At 49.9% G+C, this 17,383-nt stretch carries 17 protein-coding genes; 16 read left to right on the plus strand and 1 reads right to left on the minus strand.

The annotated features are described in order from the left end of the window. Window positions 1–43: 43 nt before the first annotated feature. The 4 genes from clpC to pssA all read left to right on the plus strand — a co-directional run bounded on the left by clpC (window position 44) and on the right by pssA (window position 6,162). Window positions 44–2,500 (plus strand): ATP-dependent protease ATP-binding subunit ClpC, encoded by a 2,457-nt coding sequence (gene clpC, locus M2277_RS28500; protein WP_006212956.1) that lies wholly within the window; start codon window positions 44–46, stop codon window positions 2,498–2,500. Between the two features lie 416 nt (window positions 2,501–2,916). Further along, entirely contained in the window at window positions 2,917–4,284 is a 1,368-nt protein-coding gene (gene radA / locus M2277_RS28505; protein WP_006212955.1) for a DNA repair protein RadA, read from the plus strand. A 13-nt stretch (window positions 4,285–4,297) separates the two neighbouring features. Next, complete coding sequence (gene disA, locus M2277_RS28510) at window positions 4,298–5,374, plus strand: DNA integrity scanning diadenylate cyclase DisA (protein WP_006212954.1); 1,077 nt, start codon at window positions 4,298–4,300, stop codon at window positions 5,372–5,374. A gap of 50 nt (window positions 5,375–5,424) precedes the next feature. Then, window positions 5,425–6,162, plus strand: a complete 738-nt coding sequence (gene pssA, locus M2277_RS28515; RefSeq protein WP_006212953.1) for a CDP-diacylglycerol--serine O-phosphatidyltransferase — start codon at window positions 5,425–5,427, stop codon at window positions 6,160–6,162. A gap of 132 nt (window positions 6,163–6,294) precedes the next feature. Here the strand turns inward: pssA and M2277_RS28520 are convergent, their stop codons facing one another. After that, window positions 6,295–6,690: a nucleoside triphosphate pyrophosphohydrolase family protein gene (locus M2277_RS28520; RefSeq protein WP_036638413.1), complete on the minus strand. Its 396-nt coding sequence runs from the start codon at window positions 6,688–6,690 to the stop codon at window positions 6,295–6,297. Between the two features lie 342 nt (window positions 6,691–7,032). Between M2277_RS28520 and M2277_RS28525 the strand changes: the two genes are divergently transcribed. The 12 genes from M2277_RS28525 (at window position 7,033) to secE (ending at window position 17,369) form a co-directional block, all read left to right on the plus strand. Next, window positions 7,033–8,121 carry a PIN/TRAM domain-containing protein gene (locus M2277_RS28525; protein ID WP_006212951.1) on the plus strand — a complete coding sequence of 363 codons (1,089 nt, stop codon included), beginning with the start codon at window positions 7,033–7,035 and terminating at the stop codon, window positions 8,119–8,121. A 74-nt stretch (window positions 8,122–8,195) separates the two neighbouring features. Next, window positions 8,196–8,894: a 2-C-methyl-D-erythritol 4-phosphate cytidylyltransferase gene (gene ispD, locus M2277_RS28530; RefSeq protein ID WP_036638416.1), complete on the plus strand. Its 699-nt coding sequence runs from the start codon at window positions 8,196–8,198 to the stop codon at window positions 8,892–8,894. Further along, the gene (gene ispF, locus M2277_RS28535) at window positions 8,891–9,379 is read left to right on the plus strand and encodes a 2-C-methyl-D-erythritol 2,4-cyclodiphosphate synthase (protein WP_006212949.1); all 489 of its coding nucleotides are present in this window, start codon (window positions 8,891–8,893) and stop codon (window positions 9,377–9,379) included. Before ispD ends, ispF begins: the two co-directional genes overlap by 4 nt. 81 nt (window positions 9,380–9,460) lie before the next feature. Further along, a complete protein-coding gene (gene gltX / locus M2277_RS28540; RefSeq protein ID WP_006212948.1) occupies window positions 9,461–10,924 on the plus strand; it encodes a glutamate--tRNA ligase in 1,464 nt (487 codons plus the stop codon). A 692-nt stretch (window positions 10,925–11,616) separates the two neighbouring features. Further along, entirely contained in the window at window positions 11,617–12,306 is a 690-nt protein-coding gene (gene cysE / locus M2277_RS28545; protein ID WP_036638418.1) for a serine O-acetyltransferase, read from the plus strand. A 74-nt stretch (window positions 12,307–12,380) separates the two neighbouring features. Next, window positions 12,381–13,787, plus strand: coding sequence for a cysteine--tRNA ligase (gene cysS, locus M2277_RS28550; RefSeq protein WP_006212946.1), 1,407 nt, complete (start codon window positions 12,381–12,383; stop codon window positions 13,785–13,787). After that, window positions 13,784–14,227: a Mini-ribonuclease 3 gene (locus M2277_RS28555; RefSeq protein ID WP_006212945.1), complete on the plus strand. Its 444-nt coding sequence runs from the start codon at window positions 13,784–13,786 to the stop codon at window positions 14,225–14,227. Before cysS ends, M2277_RS28555 begins: the two co-directional genes overlap by 4 nt. 89 nt (window positions 14,228–14,316) lie before the next feature. Further along, complete coding sequence (rlmB, locus tag M2277_RS28560) at window positions 14,317–15,069, plus strand: 23S rRNA (guanosine(2251)-2'-O)-methyltransferase RlmB (protein WP_006212944.1); 753 nt, start codon at window positions 14,317–14,319, stop codon at window positions 15,067–15,069. 5 nt (window positions 15,070–15,074) lie between these two features. Beyond that, complete coding sequence (locus M2277_RS28565) at window positions 15,075–15,593, plus strand: NYN domain-containing protein (protein WP_036638422.1); 519 nt, start codon at window positions 15,075–15,077, stop codon at window positions 15,591–15,593. 205 nt (window positions 15,594–15,798) lie between these two features. Further along, on the plus strand, window positions 15,799–16,443 hold the full coding sequence (gene sigH / locus M2277_RS28570; RefSeq protein WP_006212942.1) for an RNA polymerase sporulation sigma factor SigH: 645 nt from the start codon (window positions 15,799–15,801) through the stop codon (window positions 16,441–16,443). A 560-nt stretch (window positions 16,444–17,003) separates the two neighbouring features. Next, the gene (rpmG, locus tag M2277_RS28575; RefSeq protein ID WP_006212941.1) at window positions 17,004–17,153 is read left to right on the plus strand and encodes a 50S ribosomal protein L33; all 150 of its coding nucleotides are present in this window, start codon (window positions 17,004–17,006) and stop codon (window positions 17,151–17,153) included. A gap of 24 nt (window positions 17,154–17,177) precedes the next feature. Further along, the gene (gene secE, locus M2277_RS28580) at window positions 17,178–17,369 is read left to right on the plus strand and encodes a preprotein translocase subunit SecE (protein ID WP_006212940.1); all 192 of its coding nucleotides are present in this window, start codon (window positions 17,178–17,180) and stop codon (window positions 17,367–17,369) included. The last annotated feature ends 14 nt before the right edge of the window (window positions 17,370–17,383 follow it).

The following is a 17,383-nucleotide window of genomic DNA, read 5'->3' on the forward strand; positions in this document are numbered from 1 at the left end:
CGCGAGGTTAAATATATTAATTGAAACGTGGAGGTGCAATACTATGATGTTTGGCAGATTTACGGAACGTGCACAAAAGGTGCTTGCATTGGCTCAGGAAGAAGCGGTACGTCTGGGTCACAACAATATCGGCACAGAACATATCCTGCTTGGACTTATTCGTGAAGGAGACGGCATTGCAGCCAAAGCGCTGATCGGACTTGGACTGGGTCTGGAGAAAATCCAGGACGAAGTGGAGACTTTAATCGGACGCGGACAGGAGCAGCCAACTAACATTGCTTATACGCCTAGAGCGAAAAAAGTAATTGAGCTCTCCATGGACGAAGCCCGAAAGCTCGGTCACACGTATGTGGGTACGGAGCACATTTTACTGGGACTGATTCGTGAGGGTGAAGGGGTTGCAGCACGCGTGCTGAACAACCTGGGCATCAGCCTGAACAAAGCCCGTCAGCAGGTTCTGCAGCTTCTTGGCAGCAGCGAGGCGGTATCCAGCCATCACGGTACGCCGCAGAACGTGAGCACGCCTACGCTGGACAGTCTTGCTCGTGACCTGACCGCCATTGCCAAAGAAGGCAACCTCGATCCGGTCATTGGCCGCAGCAAGGAAATTGAGCGCGTCATCCAGGTGCTGAGCCGTCGTACGAAGAACAACCCCGTATTGATTGGTGAGCCTGGAGTAGGTAAAACCGCCATTGCCGAAGGTTTAGCACAGCGCATCATTAACAATGAGATTCCGGAGACGCTGCGCGATAAGCGCGTTATGACGCTCGATATGGGTTCTGTTGTAGCGGGTACGAAATACCGCGGCGAGTTTGAGGATCGTCTGAAGAAAATCATGGATGAGATTCGCCAAGCCGGCAACATCGTTCTGTTCATTGATGAGCTGCATACCCTGATTGGTGCAGGCGGAGCAGAAGGAGCGATTGACGCTTCCAACATCCTTAAGCCTTCATTGGCACGCGGTGAGCTTCAGTGCATCGGGGCAACCACACTGGACGAATACCGTAAATATATTGAAAAAGATGCTGCCCTTGAGCGCCGGTTCCAGCCGATTACGGTTGACCAACCATCGCCTGAGGAAGCCATTCAGATTCTGTATGGACTGCGTGACCGTTACGAAGCGCATCACCGTGTGAAGATTACGGATGAAGCGATAGAGCAGGCAGTGAAATTGTCTGACCGCTATATCACCGACCGTTTCCTGCCGGATAAAGCAATTGATCTGATCGATGAGGCCGGTTCGAAAGTTCGCCTTCATACGTATACTATACCGCCAAATCTGAAGGATCAGGAAGCACATCTGGAGGATATCCGCAAAGAGAAGGACGCAGCAGTCCAAAGCCAGGAATTCGAGAAAGCAGCCGCACTGCGCGATACGGAGCAAAAGCTGCGTGAAGAACTCGAAATCACGAAGAACCAATGGAAAGAGAAGCAAGGCCGTACCGATTCCGAAGTGACTCCAGAGGATATCGCCGATGTGGTGGCCAACTGGACCGGTATTCCTGTGAATAAACTGAAGGAAGAAGAGACCGAGCGTCTTCTGAATCTGGAAGAAATTCTGCACAGCCGTGTCATCGGCCAAGAGGAAGCTGTAAAAGCAGTCAGCCGTGCGGTTCGCCGGGCACGTGCAGGACTGAAAGATCCGAAGCGCCCAATGGGCTCCTTCATCTTCCTCGGTCCTACCGGGGTAGGTAAAACCGAGCTGGCACGCGCGCTTGCAGAAGCGATGTTCGGTGATGAGAATGCGGTCGTGCGGATCGATATGTCCGAGTATATGGAGAAACACTCCACGTCACGTCTCGTCGGGGCGCCTCCGGGATATGTCGGCTATGAAGAGGGCGGCCAGTTGACCGAGAAGGTTCGCCGCAAGCCGTATTCCGTTGTTCTTCTCGACGAAATTGAGAAGGCGCATCCTGAGGTATTTAACATTCTGCTTCAGGTACTGGAAGATGGTCGTCTGACTGATTCGAAAGGCCGTGTGGTGGACTTCCGGAACACGCTGATCATCCTGACGTCCAACGTGGGTGCAGAAGCGATTAAGAAGAACTCGACGCTGGGCTTTACCGCTGTGAGTGATTCAGGCCGCGATTATAACAACATGAAGGGCAAAGTGATGGATGAGCTCAAGAAGAGCTTCCGTCCAGAATTCCTGAACCGGATCGATGAGATCATTGTGTTCCACTCTCTGGAAGAGAAACACATTGCCGAAATCGTGACATTGATGTCCGATGAGCTGCGCAAGCGTCTGCTTGAGTTCGAGGTTCAATTCGAGCTTACAGACAAAGCGAAGACCTTCATTGCGAAGGAAGGCTACGATCCTGCCTTCGGTGCCCGTCCATTACGCCGGGCTATCCAGAAGCATATCGAGGATCGTCTCTCCGAAGAGCTGCTGAGAGGCAACATTACCAAAGGTGATTCGCTCATCATTGATGAGGCGAACGGCGAACTGGTTGTGAACAAGAACGAGAGCGTTACGGCCGCATCGGCTGAAACGGAATAAGTTGGAACAACAACACCCCGCTGGAGTTAAAATCCGGCGGGGATTTTGTTTTTTAATATTGGGCTGTTTTATATCGGCGGCAAAAAGACATATCGCGAAGGAAGCCGGCCTCATGTATCAACCCAGCGAAGAGAACGGAATCGTTCTGTAGAAGCGACAGCGATCGTAAGAACGATCCGGCAGCGAAGAGGACATGTATGGTTTACATGTACTTATGTTTGTTATTAAATTGCAGCAAAAAATAACGCTGATTCTCCTTCAACCCTTCAAATTTGAAACAAATCCATCTCAAGCCGCGTAAAGTTTCTGATTAGCCTTTACGTTGAATTATAAGAAATGGTAAACTTTGAGTAATGCCTGATTTTGCAGGGTTTTACGGAATCCGACAAAAGATGTGCGACATAAAGGAGACTCACATGGCAAAAACTAAGACGAAATTTTTCTGTACCGAATGCGGCTATGAAGCGCCCAAATGGTTCGGAAAATGTCCGGGCTGCCAATCATGGAATTCCATGGTAGAAGAGACCGAGACGGTAATCAAGACGCAGGGGATGAATTCCCCTCTTTTTCATAGTAAAGAAAAACCCCTTTCGATCATAAATATAGAAAGCGGCAAAGAACCCAGAATCCAGACGGGCATTGCGGAATTGAACCGTGTGCTGGGCGGCGGGCTTGTCCCGGGCTCGCTCGTGTTGGTTGGCGGCGATCCCGGCATCGGCAAATCCACGCTGCTTCTGCAAGCCTCCAACCGATTGGCTCAGAACGGCGTCCGCGTTCTGTATATTTCCGGTGAAGAATCGGTACGTCAGACGAAGCTGCGCGCTGACCGGCTCGGTGCATTGTCTCCAGAGCTGTTTGTCCTCTGCGAAACCAATCTGGAATCGATTGAGGAGGCCATTGAGAGCGTACAGCCCGGTTTTGTTGTCATCGATTCCATTCAAACCGTGTATTTGCCGGAGGTAACAAGCGCGCCGGGCAGCGTCTCCCAAGTTCGGGAGTGCACCGCCCGCTTTATGCGGCTGGCTAAGGTGAAGGGCATCGCTACGGTTCTTGTTGGTCATGTGACCAAGGAAGGCGCCATTGCAGGTCCTAGGATGCTGGAGCACATGGTGGACTGTGTGCTTTATTTTGAAGGAGAGCGTCACCATACTTACCGTTTGCTTCGTGCGGTGAAAAATCGTTTCGGTTCGACGAATGAAATTGGCATATTTGAGATGGGTGAGGATGGGCTGCGCGAAGTCGGCAATCCATCGGAACTATTTTTATCTGAACGACCATTAGGCGTAGCCGGTTCGACAGTTGTTGCAAGCATGGAGGGAACCCGCCCGGTTCTTGTCGAACTGCAGGCACTCATTTCTACGACCCATTTTCCATCACCACGTCGAATGGGCACCGGTGTGGATCATCACCGAATGAATTTAATCATTGCTGTGCTTGAAAAAAGGATGGGCATGTTCCTGCAAACACAGGATGCCTACCTGAATGTTGCCGGTGGCGTTAAGCTCGATGAACCTGCGGTGGACTTGGCAATAGCGGTCAGCATTGCATCCAGCTTCCGTGATATTCCGACCAAGCCGTATGATGTCATTTTTGGCGAGGTTGGCCTGACCGGCGAAGTTCGTGCCGTTTCAAGAGCAGAACAAAGGGTAAGAGAAGCGGAGAAGCTGGGTTTCAAGCGCGTACTCATGCCTGAGAAAAGTTTGAAGGGATGGAAGCATCCCAAAGGAATACAAATCATAGGAGTAAACACTGTTGCAGATGCATTAGCGGTTGCGTTAGATTAGGGGGCATACGAAGGTGAAAGAAACGAGCCAACTGGACAAAATGAATGATTTGCTGAAGCTGGTAGCACCGGGAACGCCGTTTCGCGACGGGCTGGAGAACGTGCTTCGGGCAAAGACGGGCGCCCTGATCGTTGTGGGTTACAGCCCGGAAGTAATGGAAGTTGTCGACGGCGGCTTCTCCATAAACTGCGATTTTTCGCCAAACTATTTATACGAGCTGGCCAAGATGGATGGCGCCATCATCTTAAGCGAAGACCTGAAACGGATTTTGTATGCCAATACCCAGTTGATCCCTGATTCCTCGATCTCTTCCATCGAGACAGGGATACGGCACAGAACGGCAGAGCGGGTAGCGAAACAGACGGGTAAGCTGGTGGTGTCCATTTCCCAGCGCCGTAACATTATTACGCTGTACCAAGGATCTTTGAGGTATGCGCTGAAGGAAATCGGCGTAATATTAACCAAAGCCAATCAAGCGATACAGACATTGGAGCGATACAGAGTGGTGCTTAATCAATCGCTCACGAACCTCTCTGCCTCCGAATTTGAAGAGCTGGTGACCATTCCGGAAGTTGTTAATGTCATCCAGCGCGTGGAGATGGTGCTTCGCATCAAGAAGGAAATCAAGCGTTATATTAACGAGCTCGGCAACGAAGGGCGTTTGATTAGCATGCAGATGGATGAGCTTGTGAGCAATATGGAGGAAGAGGCTTGGCTGCTATATGCAGACTACGCCCGGGAGTACAGCGAGGAGAAAATCCGCGAGATCATACTGGCGCTCAAGCGTTCGACGGATGAGGAGCTGCTGGACATTCACCATATTGTGAGGCTTTTGGGATACCCGGCTTCTGCCGCTGCTTCCGAAGAAGAGATCCTGCCGCGCGGTTACCGCATTTTGAACAAAATCCCACGCCTTCCGAACGTGATCATTCGCAATTTGGTGGATCAGTTCCATGACTTATCCAGCATTATGTCGGCATCGATTCACGAGCTTGATGAAGTGGACGGGATTGGTGAAGTACGTGCACGCACCATAAAAGAGGGCTTGAAAAGATTGCAGGAACAAGTATTCATTGACAGACAAATCTAAAAGCCCTACAATCGATGTTCGAACGTACAATTAACGAGGTGAATATAAAAATGACGAAATCAATTCCGAACATGTTTACTTTAGGTAATCTGTTTCTCGGAATGATTGGTATCATCTTGGCGACAGAAGGTCGAACGAGTATGGCCGCCATTATGATTATCATTGCCATGCTCCTTGACGGACTGGACGGTCGGGTAGCTCGAGCATTGAATGCCCAGAGTGAATTCGGTAAAGAACTTGACTCATTATCAGATGTAATTTCCTTTGGCGTAGCTCCAGCACTTATCATGTATACCGTAGCGTTTACGGATATCAATACAGCTCTGGCTTGGACAGTAACCGCGATATTTCCGATGTGCGGCGCATTACGGCTTGCACGGTTCAACGTTCGTCCAGGAATACCGGGATATTTTATCGGCCTGCCAATCCCCGCAGCGGGAGGCGTGCTTGCAACACTGGCTTTATTCCATGAAGAGATTACAGCTCCTTATATGATATTTGCCATTTTACTTCTTTCCTATCTCATGGTTAGCGCAGTCAAGTACCCGAACTTCAAGAAGATTGGCATTCCGAAAACAGCAATTAAATTTACACCCTTTGTTATCGTAGGTGCAGTCATGGTTGCCGTGTTCTTTCCGGAACAAACCTCCATGCTCATATTCGTACCCTTGGTACTATATGCAGGGTATGGTTTGCAGCAGAATTTCCGCAGATTGACTCGCAAAAACCGACGACGCAAGAAGGATGACCACAAATCGGATGAGGCTTATCAGTCCTCTGACCGATAAGCAGCATAACTCACGGGCTGACATAAACCCAAAATAAAAAGCATTTATTTCCCTGCTTAGGCAGCGAGATAAATGCTTTTTTTGTATCCATGTATGACCTTGCCGCCATAACCGTTTGGAATGCCAACGGCTTTACGACAGGTTAAACAGACCCAATGTGGAACATTTCTGAGACTCCTTCACAACAACCTCATCCAGCTGGATGTCCAGAAGATTCGCAAGGGCAGACATATAAAATATGTTGCGGCCAAGCTCGGAGCTCACCGCTTCACGGCAGTTCTCGCACAGATGACCTTCGACGTGGGTGCCTGCCAATTCCCGGGCCGATTCGAGATCAGAGCCGATATCGAAGCTTTGCTTCGTGGCATGAAGCTCGATGCATCCGCACTCTGTGATGGCTTTGGTGACGGCACGGTTGACAGAAGCATTGCTTTGACCATTTTTAGACAGAACATCCAAGAGACTGCGGTGACGGAGCAACAATTCGGAAACTTGATCCTGAAAAGCCTGTAGACTGGGAGCACTCATTTATACATCCACCTCGATATTATGAATTGAGTTCATTATATTCCACTACTTCAGCCGATTTCAACCAATTTCAGGTGCCCGAAGGCAGTCAATTCCAATTGTGAGGTTGGTGTTAGCATACATCAAAGCCTGACGGGGGTAGGCTGGACCGTACAACAGGTGAGGTGAAAAATCCATCAATAAAAATATTAAACGAGGCACTTTCAGGGAAGTTAGATCGCATACAGCGGAAGTTTTTCTTAAAAAAAGATGACCTGGCACGATTACGACTTTATAAATTGGACCATACTGGAAAATAGAAGCAACGATATTCAGGTATAAAAAGGAGGTGTGCGGAAGCTCATGTTAAAAAAAGCTATTTTAGCATTTACGGTATTATGCGGTGCGTGGGGCGGGTATACGTTATATCATACAATGGAACGGTCTTTTCCAGGGCTCTCGCCTATTTTTGGACAAGGAATACTGGCAGCGGGAAGCGGAGCCTTCGCGGTGCTTGGTGGATTATTGTTTGGCATGATCGGTGTTCTTTCGGCTGATCGGGTATCGAGATGGCTGCACAGCTTGATCTCCTCGTTCTCCCGGATTCCGATGAATGAACTGGCCGCTGGAACGGCTGGATTGCTGGGCGGCTTACTGTTGTCCCTATTGCTCTCACCCGGGTTGTCCCTGCTAGGAGAAGCTGGGCAGCTGCTGCAGGTCGGGATTACACTGCTCGGCGGGTACATCGGACTGCGGATTGGACTGGAGAAGAAGGATGAACTGGCTTCCTTATGGATGTCGGGCAAGTGGAGCCAAGCCCCTGAGCCGGAAGGAAGACGCGTTGAGGAGCACAAGATATTGGATACAAGTGTCATCATCGACGGGAGAATCGCAGATATATGCAAAACCGGATTTATCGAAGGGACCATTGTGATTCCTGAGTTTGTTCTGGAGGAGCTTCAGCATATTGCGGATTCCTCGGACCTTCTTAAACGCAACCGCGGCCGGCGTGGACTTGATATTTTGAACAAAATCCAGAAAGAGCTGGATGTAAAGGTGCTCATTTATGAAGGCGACTTTGAGGAGATATCCGAAGTCGACAGCAAGCTGGTTAAGCTCGCCAAGGTGCTTCAGGGCAAAGTAGTCACGAATGATTTCAACTTGAATAAGGTTTGTGAGCTGCAGGGCGTGTCGGTGCTGAACATAAATGATTTGGCCAATGCAGTCAAGCCGGTGGTTCTGCCCGGGGAGGAAATTCTGGTCCAGATTATCAAGGACGGCAAGGAGCATGGTCAAGGCGTTGCTTATTTGGATGATGGCACGATGATCGTTGTGGAAGGCGGACGTGAGTATATCGGCACAATGATGGAAGTGCTTGTCACCAGTGTACTGCAAACCTCAGCGGGCCGGATGATCTTCGCTAAACCGAAACTGTTGGAAAAAGCCCAGTAAACGGGGTATGATGGGGATATACATATCCGTTCTCCGTCAGTCTGACGTGAAGGGTGAAGACAGGAGTTTTGTGCATGTTGAACGACTTCGGCGCCGTTATTGTGGCGGCGGGTAAGGGAACGAGAATGGGAACCCGGGAGAGCAAGCAATACCTGGCACTGGGTGGAAAGCCCATCATCGTTCATACACTGGAAGTATTCAGCCGGATACCCTGGCTGCAGGAGATCGTGCTTGTTACGGGACCGGAGGATGTTTCGCGCTGCCAATCCTGGGTTCATGAGTACGGACTGGACAAGGTGTCCGCTGTAATTCCTGGCGGTAGCGAGAGGCAGCAATCGGTATACCAAGGTATCAAGCAAATCTCGTCAGAGTGGGTAATGATACATGACGGCGTCAGGCCGTTTGTAACACTAGAGGAAATTGAATCCTGCCGCGATGCGGCAATCCGTGAAGGCGCCTCGGTACTTGGGGTGCCTGTGAAGGATACGATTAAGCAGGTGAACGGTCAGGGGCTGATAACAGGTACCCCGGACCGTCAAAGTCTGTGGGCCGTCCAGACCCCACAGGCTTTTCGTCTTTCCGACCTGCTGTCAGCCCATGAGGCTGCAGCCAAGGAAGAGTTTACAGGGACCGACGACGCCATGCTGATGGAGCGTGCAGGACATTCGGTCATCGTGGTAGAGGGGAAATACAGCAATATCAAGATCACCACACCGGAGGATCTGGAGTATGCGGCTTTTTTACAGAAACGCAAGGGAGAGGACAAGGAATGATTCGAGTGGGACAGGGGTTTGACGTACATCAACTGGTGGAAGGAAGACCGTGTATTATCGGGGGGGTCACCATTCCTTATGAGAAAGGGCTGCTGGGACACTCCGACGCAGACGTACTGCTGCATGCGGTGACGGACGCGATTTTGGGAGCGCTTGGGCTTGGCGACATTGGGCGCCATTTTCCCGATAATGATCCGGCTTTTAAAGACGCGGACAGCCTGAAGCTTTTGGAGCAGGTATGGGCCATGGCCAAAGAGCGCGGTTATACGCTGGGAAATATCGATTCCACGATTATTGCCCAGAAGCCGAAGATGGCACCTTACATCCCGCAAATGGCGGAAGTGATCGCCAAAGCGCTGGATGCTGAGGTGGATCAGGTAAATGTGAAGGCCACCACAACCGAGCAGCTCGGGTTTACCGGCAGGGGTGAGGGAATCGCGGCACAATCGGTTGTCTGCCTTGTGAAAGGTATGCTATCCTCTTAAAGGACGCGTTCAAATCAGAGCAGATATGGAACGAATGCTTGAAGGAAATCTTTGAAGAATTAGGGAAGCGGAGGGGTTACAATGACCGGAGAAGTCCGCGTGCGTTATGCACCGAGTCCAACGGGACATTTACATATCGGCAATGCCAGAACGGCATTATTCAATTATTTATTCGCCCGCAAGAATAACGGGAAATTTATTATTCGCATCGAGGATACAGACGTAAAGCGCAACGTAGAAGGCGGAGAGCAAAGCCAGTTGAAATATTTGAAGTGGCTGGGCATGGATTGGGATGAAAGCGTGGATGTCGGAGGCGAGTATGGACCGTATCGCCAAACCGAACGTCTTGATATTTATAAGGAATATTGGCAGGACCTTTTGGATCGTGGGCTAGCTTACCGCTGCTACTGCACAGAGGAAGAACTTGAGCAGGAGCGGGAAGAGCAGATGGCTCGTGGGGAGACGCCTCGTTACTCTGGGAAACACCGGGATTTGACGGAAGAGCAGCGTCAGGCGCTTGAGGCTGAAGGGCGTGTAGCAAGCATTCGTTTTCGCGTTCCAGAGGAACGTATCTACACCTTCGATGATATGGTGAAGGGTACGATTTCTTTTAACAGCAAAGAGACGGGCGACTTCGTCATTGTCAAAAAGGATGGTATTCCTACCTACAATTTCGCGGTAGCACTCGATGATCACCTGATGAAGATCAGTCACGTGCTCCGCGGAGAGGATCATATCTCCAACACGCCGCGTCAGTTGATGATCTATGAAGCCTTCGGCTGGGAGCCGCCGCAATTCGGGCATATGACCCTGATTGTGGGCGACGATCACAAGAAGCTGAGCAAGCGTAACGAATCGATCATTCAATTCATTGAGCAGTATGATCAGCTCGGTTATTTACCTGAAGCACTGTTTAATTTCATCTCGCTGCTCGGCTGGTCTCCAGAAGGGGAAGAGGAAGTATACTCGCAAGAGCAGTTGATCTCGATCTTTGATGAGCATCGGTTGTCCAAGAGCCCTGCGGTATTCGACACCAACAAGCTGGCTCATATGAACAACACCTACATCAAGAATGCGGATCCTGATCGGATTGCTGATTTGGCCATTCCGCATCTGCAGAAAGCGAGCCGCTTGCCGTTCGAGCTTAACTCCGAGCAGGAGGAATGGGCACGCGCGCTCGTGGCGCTGTATCAGGAGCAGATGAACGCGGCCTCAGACATCGTGGATCTGTCGGAAGTGTTCTTCCGGACGCATCTGGAGCTCGATGCAGAGGGCATCGAAGTGATGGGCGGCGAGCAGGTGCCTGCCGTATTGTCCGCATTCCTTGCGAAGATCGAGCAATCCGATGAGTTTAACGCTGCGAAGATTGCTGCTCTGATTAAGGAAGTACAGAAGGAGACGGGATTTAAGGGCAAGCAGCTCTTCATGCCGATCCGCGTTGCTCTGACTGGACAAACCCATGGCCGCGATCTGAACCAGACGATCTGGCTTCTTGGCAAGGATCGTGTGCTTGACCGGCTGCGCTCCCAAATCAAGGGCGCATAACCCAGGGTACGGCATTCTTGATAAACGTTCCTTGTCAGCCTGTATCTCATCAGTTATAATTACACCAAACTATAAGTGAAATATTCTTTGATCTAGGGTTTTATTAAATGGGGCATTTACTCATACAGGGAAGTAGCGGAGAGGACGGAATCGTGTTGTAGAAGCGAAGCGTTCGCCTTTGTTTTCGGATTTCAACTATGTAGATTTACGTTCAGGAAATCTGAAAACAGCAGCGATCGGAAGCACGATCCGTCAGCGCAGCGTCACTAGTGAGCAACGCGGTCATTTATGAAGCATTGATCAACAAAGATAAACGTATAAAAGCTACGATCAGGAGAAGTACGCGTAAAACAGGCACGTTCCAGAGAGGACAATCGGCAGAAGACAAGGACCACTTGAATCTGCCGGCTGAGAGTTGTCCCGTTGCCTGAAGCGGAAATGCACCTGTGAGCTGCATGGTTGAAGCGAACACAATCGTTAGATCATGCCGGTCGTCTGCCGTTAATGACATGAAGTGAATCGGTAGAATCCGTCCCGGACCAAGGGAGGATGCTTGTGCCGGTTCTAAGCAGAGTGGAACCGCGGTCTAGCGCCTCTGCAGCGATAAGCTGCAGGGGTGTTTTTTATTTTCAGGAATAACGATGGAGAGCAAGTTGCATGCGCGATTGGAAGAGGGGAAAGAGGGAGCGTTCATGTTTAAACAGATGAAATCGGATATTCGGACAGTGTTCGAGAATGACCCGGCTGCCCGGGGACTTTTTGAAGTGGTATTCACCTACTCGGGACTTCACGCCTTGTGGTCTCATCGGGTAGCTCATGCATTATTCAAGCGGCGATGGTATACGCTGGCCCGGATCATATCTCAGATCAGCCGGTTCATGACAGGGATCGAGATTCACCCGGGAGCCCGCATCGGGAATAGACTGTTTATAGACCATGGCATGGGGGTTGTCATTGGAGAGACCTGCGAGATCGGGGATGACGTGGTGATCTATCAAGGGGTTACCCTTGGCGGCACCGGGAAGGAAAAGGGCAAGCGTCATCCGACCATCGGCAACAATGTGGTCATCGGATCAGGAGCGAAAGTGCTAGGTTCCTTTACGATTGGAGATAACTGTAATATTGGTTCCAATGCAGTCGTATTACGACCGGTTCCGCCGAACAGCACCGTTGTGGGCAATCCGGGTAAAGTCGTGAAGCAGAATGGTGAGCGTGTGCGTGACCGGCTCGATCACACCAATCTTCCGGATCCGATTGTGGATACACTGCGTTCGATGCAGATGGAGATCGATCAGCTTCGGGCGGAATTGAATGAGGGCAAACAGAATAACAACAAAACCAGGGTCTCCGAGGCCGTAATCTCGTCGGTCAAAGAGGAATGAGTTTTTTTGGAATAAGCAGCAATGTACGTGAAGGAACAATAAGTGATGGAATGAAAGGACTGGGATGATACAATATGGCACTGCAAATCTATAACACGCTAACCCGTATGAAAGAAACGTTTGTCGCTCAGGAATCTGGGAAGGTCAAGATCTATGTGTGTGGTCCTACCGTGTACGATTATATCCATATTGGGAATGCGCGCCCGATGATTTTTTTCGACGTGGTTCGCGCTTACTTCGAGAATCAGGGCAATGACGTGAGTTATGTGGTGAACTTTACGGACGTAGATGACAAAATGATCCGCAAAGCCGAACAGACCGGCACCACCGTTCCGGAGGTAGCGGATAAGTTTATCCAGGCGTATTACGAGGATTTGGACGGTCTTGGCATACCGAGAGCCACGTTAAATCCGCGGGTAACGGACAATATGGAGAATATAATCGAATTTATCCAGGAGCTTGTGGATCGCGATTTTGCGTATGAGAACGGGGGGGACGTATTCTATCGCACTCGCAAGTTTGATGATTACGGCAAGTTGTCCCAGCAAAATCTGGATGAGCTGCAGTTCGGTATTCGGATTGAGGTCGATAAGCGGAAAGAAAACCCCGAGGATTTTGTTCTATGGAAAGCAGCCAAGCCGGGAGAAATCTACTGGAGCAGCCCATGGGGAGACGGTCGTCCAGGCTGGCATATTGAGTGCTCGGCGATGGCACGCCGTTATCTTGGGGATACGCTGGATATTCATGGCGGTGGGCAGGATTTGCAGTTCCCGCATCATGAATGCGAAGTTGCGCAGTCCGAGGCATTGACGGGTAAACCGCTCGCGAACTATTGGATGCATAATGGATATATCCGTATCAATAACGAAAAAATGTCGAAGTCGCTGGGTAATGGCGTATTGGTTAAGGAACTTCGCGAACAATATACGAAGGAAGCTGTGCGTTATTTCATGCTGTCTACCCATTACCGCAACCCGCTGAATTATAGCGATGAAGTGATGGACCAGGCACAGAACAGCGTGGAGCGTCTGGCTAATGCGGCAGCTAATATTGAACATCGCTTGAGCACGGCCATCGGTTCCAAAGACGACGAAGTGAGCCAGGAGGTTGCGGGTAAAATATCTGCGGTTCTTGGCGAATTTCATCAAAAAATGCAAGATGATTTCAATACGCCGGATGCAATCACAGCGATGTTCCAGTGGGCTAGCGAGGCGAATCAGCTGCTGAAGGAAGCTTCGATTCCTGCAGCCGACCTACATGAAGTGCTGCGTGCTTTTAACGAAATGAACGGCGTTCTTCGCATTGTCAATACCGGTACGGGCGATTTGCTGGACGAGGAGATTGAAGCCTTGATTGCTGAACGTATTGAAGCCCGGAAGAATAAAAACTGGGCGAGAGCCGATGAAATTCGCGACAAGCTGGCGGACGAAGGCATCGTGCTAGAAGATACGGCGCAAGGCATGCGCTGGCGGCGTAAATGAGCGGGGCCGAGTTTCATGACCCCGCAGCCGGTTGGTTTGACTTTCCGCCGTCGAAGCCGGCACGTCTGATTCCGCCGATCGTGCTTGCCTACATCGGAGATGCCATTTACGAGGTGGCTGTCCGGCAGTTCTTGATATCGAAGGCGAATCTTCGGCCTCATCACCTGCACCGCACAGCGACAGGATTCGTGTCGGCGAAAGCTCAGAGCCGGATATTGGCATTTCTTGATCCGGAGCTGACGGAGGAGGAGCGCGATGTGGTCCGGCAGGGACGCAATGCCAAATCAGGCAGCATACCGAAAAATGCCGATGTGCTGGAATATCGGCATGCAACGGCATTTGAGACGCTTGTTGGGTATTTATATTATACGGGAGAGCAAGACCGTCTGCGTGAGCTCATTGGAAAGAGCATAGAGTTTATCGAGGGGTCTGCTAAATAGATCGAAAGACATCAAATACCAGCAATGAAACGATACAGCCGGTATTTCCCGAAATTGGGCAGCTGGCTGATATGCAGGAGGAGACATATATGTTGCAAGAAGAGGAAGTAGTGGCTGGTAAGCATTCCGTAACGGAAGCGCTCAAATCAGGACGTACGATCAATAAAATATGGATTGCCGAGAATGCGCAGAAGCATTTAACGCTGCCCATTATTGCGGAAGCCAAAAAACTGGGCATTGTCATTCAGCACGTAGACAAGCGCAAGCTGGATCAGATGGTTCCGGGGGTTCAGCATCAGGGCGTGGTTGCCCAAGCGGCCCCTTATGCTTATGTGGAAGTGGAGGATCTGCTCAAGGTTGCGGAGGAAAAAGGGGAACCGCCTTTCCTGCTGCTTCTCGATGAAATCGAGGATCCTCATAACCTGGGCTCGATTTTGAGAACGGCCGACTGCACGGGGGCTCACGGTGTTGTACTGCCTAAGCGCCGATCCGCTCAGGTGACGGCCACCGTATCCAAAACATCGGCTGGTGCGGTAGAATACGTACCTGTAGCCAGGGTGACCAATCTGGGTCAGACGATTGACCAGCTGAAAGAAATGGGTGTCTGGGTGGTTGGCACCGTGGTTGATGCTGTTCAGGAATTGTACGATACTGAAGTATTTGACGGACCGGTCGCAATCGTAATCGGGAATGAAAGTAAAGGAATGGGGCGTCTGATCCGCGAAAAATGCGATGTGCTTGTGAAGCTGCCGATGGCTGGAAAGATCAATTCGCTTAACGCTTCGGTTGCCGCAGGTGTCGTTATGTACGAAGTTCTTCGCCGTCGCCGCCTTCAGGGTTAGCAATGATGGCCGATTGGCGGGATGTGCTGCTGGTCGATGGCTACAACATGATCGGCGGCTGGCCTTTTCTTGCGAAACTCGCCAATAGCAGCATGCAGGAAGCCCGGGATGTGCTGCTTGAGAAATTAGCGGAATATCAAGCGTATTCAGGCCTCAGAATCGTGGCGATTTTTGATGCTTACCGGGTTCCGGGCCTTGGGAAATCATACATCCAGGGTAAGGTACAGGTGTTTTTTACGAAAGAGAAGGAAACGGCCGATGAGTGCATTGAACGGCTTGTTGGAGAGTTTAGCCACCGTCGGCGTAAAATTTATGTGGCGACCAGTGATCTGATTGAACAGCATGTCATTTTTGCCCGGGGAGCGCTTCGGTTATCTGCCCGTGAGCTGCTGAATGAAGTGGAGCAGAGTGAGCGCGAAGTGAAGCAGAAAATTACGAAGGAGCAGACCAAGAGCAGGAATACACTTGACGGGAAGCTGCCGCCGGATGTGAGACAGATGTTTGAGCGCTGGCGAAGGGAATAGGACTGTTTTACACAATGGGGACGAAAATGCAGGCTCGTCTGAAGAATGGAAGAGTATATGAATCTACGAAATAGTTTACATTAAATGTTATTATCGGCCTATATTGGCTAGAACGTGGTTGACGGTCTAGTAGACATCATATATACTTGTCATATATTTCAAGCGAGTGACGGGCTACCGTGCGTTCCGGGCCGGAGGGATTCTATTGAGTGTGGACCTCAAGGAAGTCATGTTGTCAGGGTATGATGTGATAAGCGATGAAGACATTGTCGAGGCGGTCCGTGAGGGTGACAGCGGGGCGCTGGAGTATTTGATCAATAAATACCGGAATTTTGTACGTGCTAAAGCCCGTTCTTATTTTCTGATTGGTGCTGACCGGGAAGATATTGTCCAGGAAGGCATGATCGGGCTGTACAAGGCAATTCGTGATTTTAAAGGGGATAAGCTGTCCTCGTTCAAGGCCTTTGCCGAGCTCTGCATTACCAGACAGATTATTACGGCTATTAAGACCGCTACGAGACAGAAGCATATTCCGCTCAATTCGTATGTCTCATTGGACAAGCCTATTTACGATGAGGACTCCGACCGTACGCTGCTGGATGTCATTTGCGGCACAGCGGTAAGCGATCCGGAGGAACTAATCATCAATCAAGAGGAGTTTGTCGGCCTGGAAGACAAGATGTCAGAGATCTTAAGCGATCTGGAACGGAAAGTCCTGATGCTTTATCTGGACGGTCGATCCTATCAAGAGATTGCGGTGGATTTAAGGCGTCATGTGAAATCGATTGACAATGCCCTCCAGCGGGTAAAGCGAAAGCTTGAACGCTATTTGGAGGTCAGGGATAACTGAAACAACGTCGGATAAGAAGCAGAAGGCTCAAGTAGAGCCTTTTTTTAATTGTATTACAGTATTCATGATGGCCAGCTGGGAATCTTCGTATACTCTGCAGCCATTAGTCTTATGACGGGTGATATCATGTTATGATAATGTCAAAGATCTTCATTCTGCAAAATGTGTAATATTTGGTGTTTCATCTGTTAGAAGATTGAACATACTGGATATAGAATAAATGCTGTGCAGAATGGACAAAGACTGTGAAACGCCACAGTTTTTTACAGTGAGATGTTTACAATAAACCGGGGACCTATTCCCTGGCTTAGCTGGCAATGGCATTAATTGCAGCCCGCAATCAGAGAGAAAAAGGCTTGAAATGGCGCTACCCTTGTGATAAAGTGTTTTAGGTAGGCCTAAATTCGCGTGTTTTATGAATGGATCGTTGTTACAGTTTTTGGAACAACGGTTTTATTCATCTCGCAGAAATAACCGAGTTTCGATGAGAACAAGGTTGTTTCTACTAGGATCAATATCGATTCTTCTGAAAAGAAGGACGTCTTCGGGAGGTGCACATCATGCGGGTAATTATCACTTTGGCTTGTACAAGCTGCAAACAAAGAAACTACACAACCACCAAAAACAAGCGAAATCACCCCGACCGCATGGAGATGAAGAAATTTTGCAAGTTCTGTAACGAGCAAACTCCTCATCGCGAAACCAGATAGTTTTCTTTTGGAGGTGTAGTCGGCGTGAAACGTGGTTTCAAGTCTCTGTTTTCCTTTTTCTCTGAAAGCTGGGCGGAACTTAAAAAAGTTCGCTGGCCCAATCGTAAAGAACTGACGAACTATACTTTAATTGTTCTCGGCACCATTGTGTTTGTCACGATTTATTTTTGGGTTGTAGACATCGGTATTTCCGCTGTGATCGAAGCGATAATTTAGAAGGGTCCCAGGTG

The organism is Paenibacillus sp. LBL (assembly GCF_029893715.1).
In the GTDB taxonomy this organism is placed as follows: domain Bacteria; phylum Bacillota; class Bacilli; order Paenibacillales; family Paenibacillaceae; genus Paenibacillus_AQ; species Paenibacillus_AQ glucanolyticus.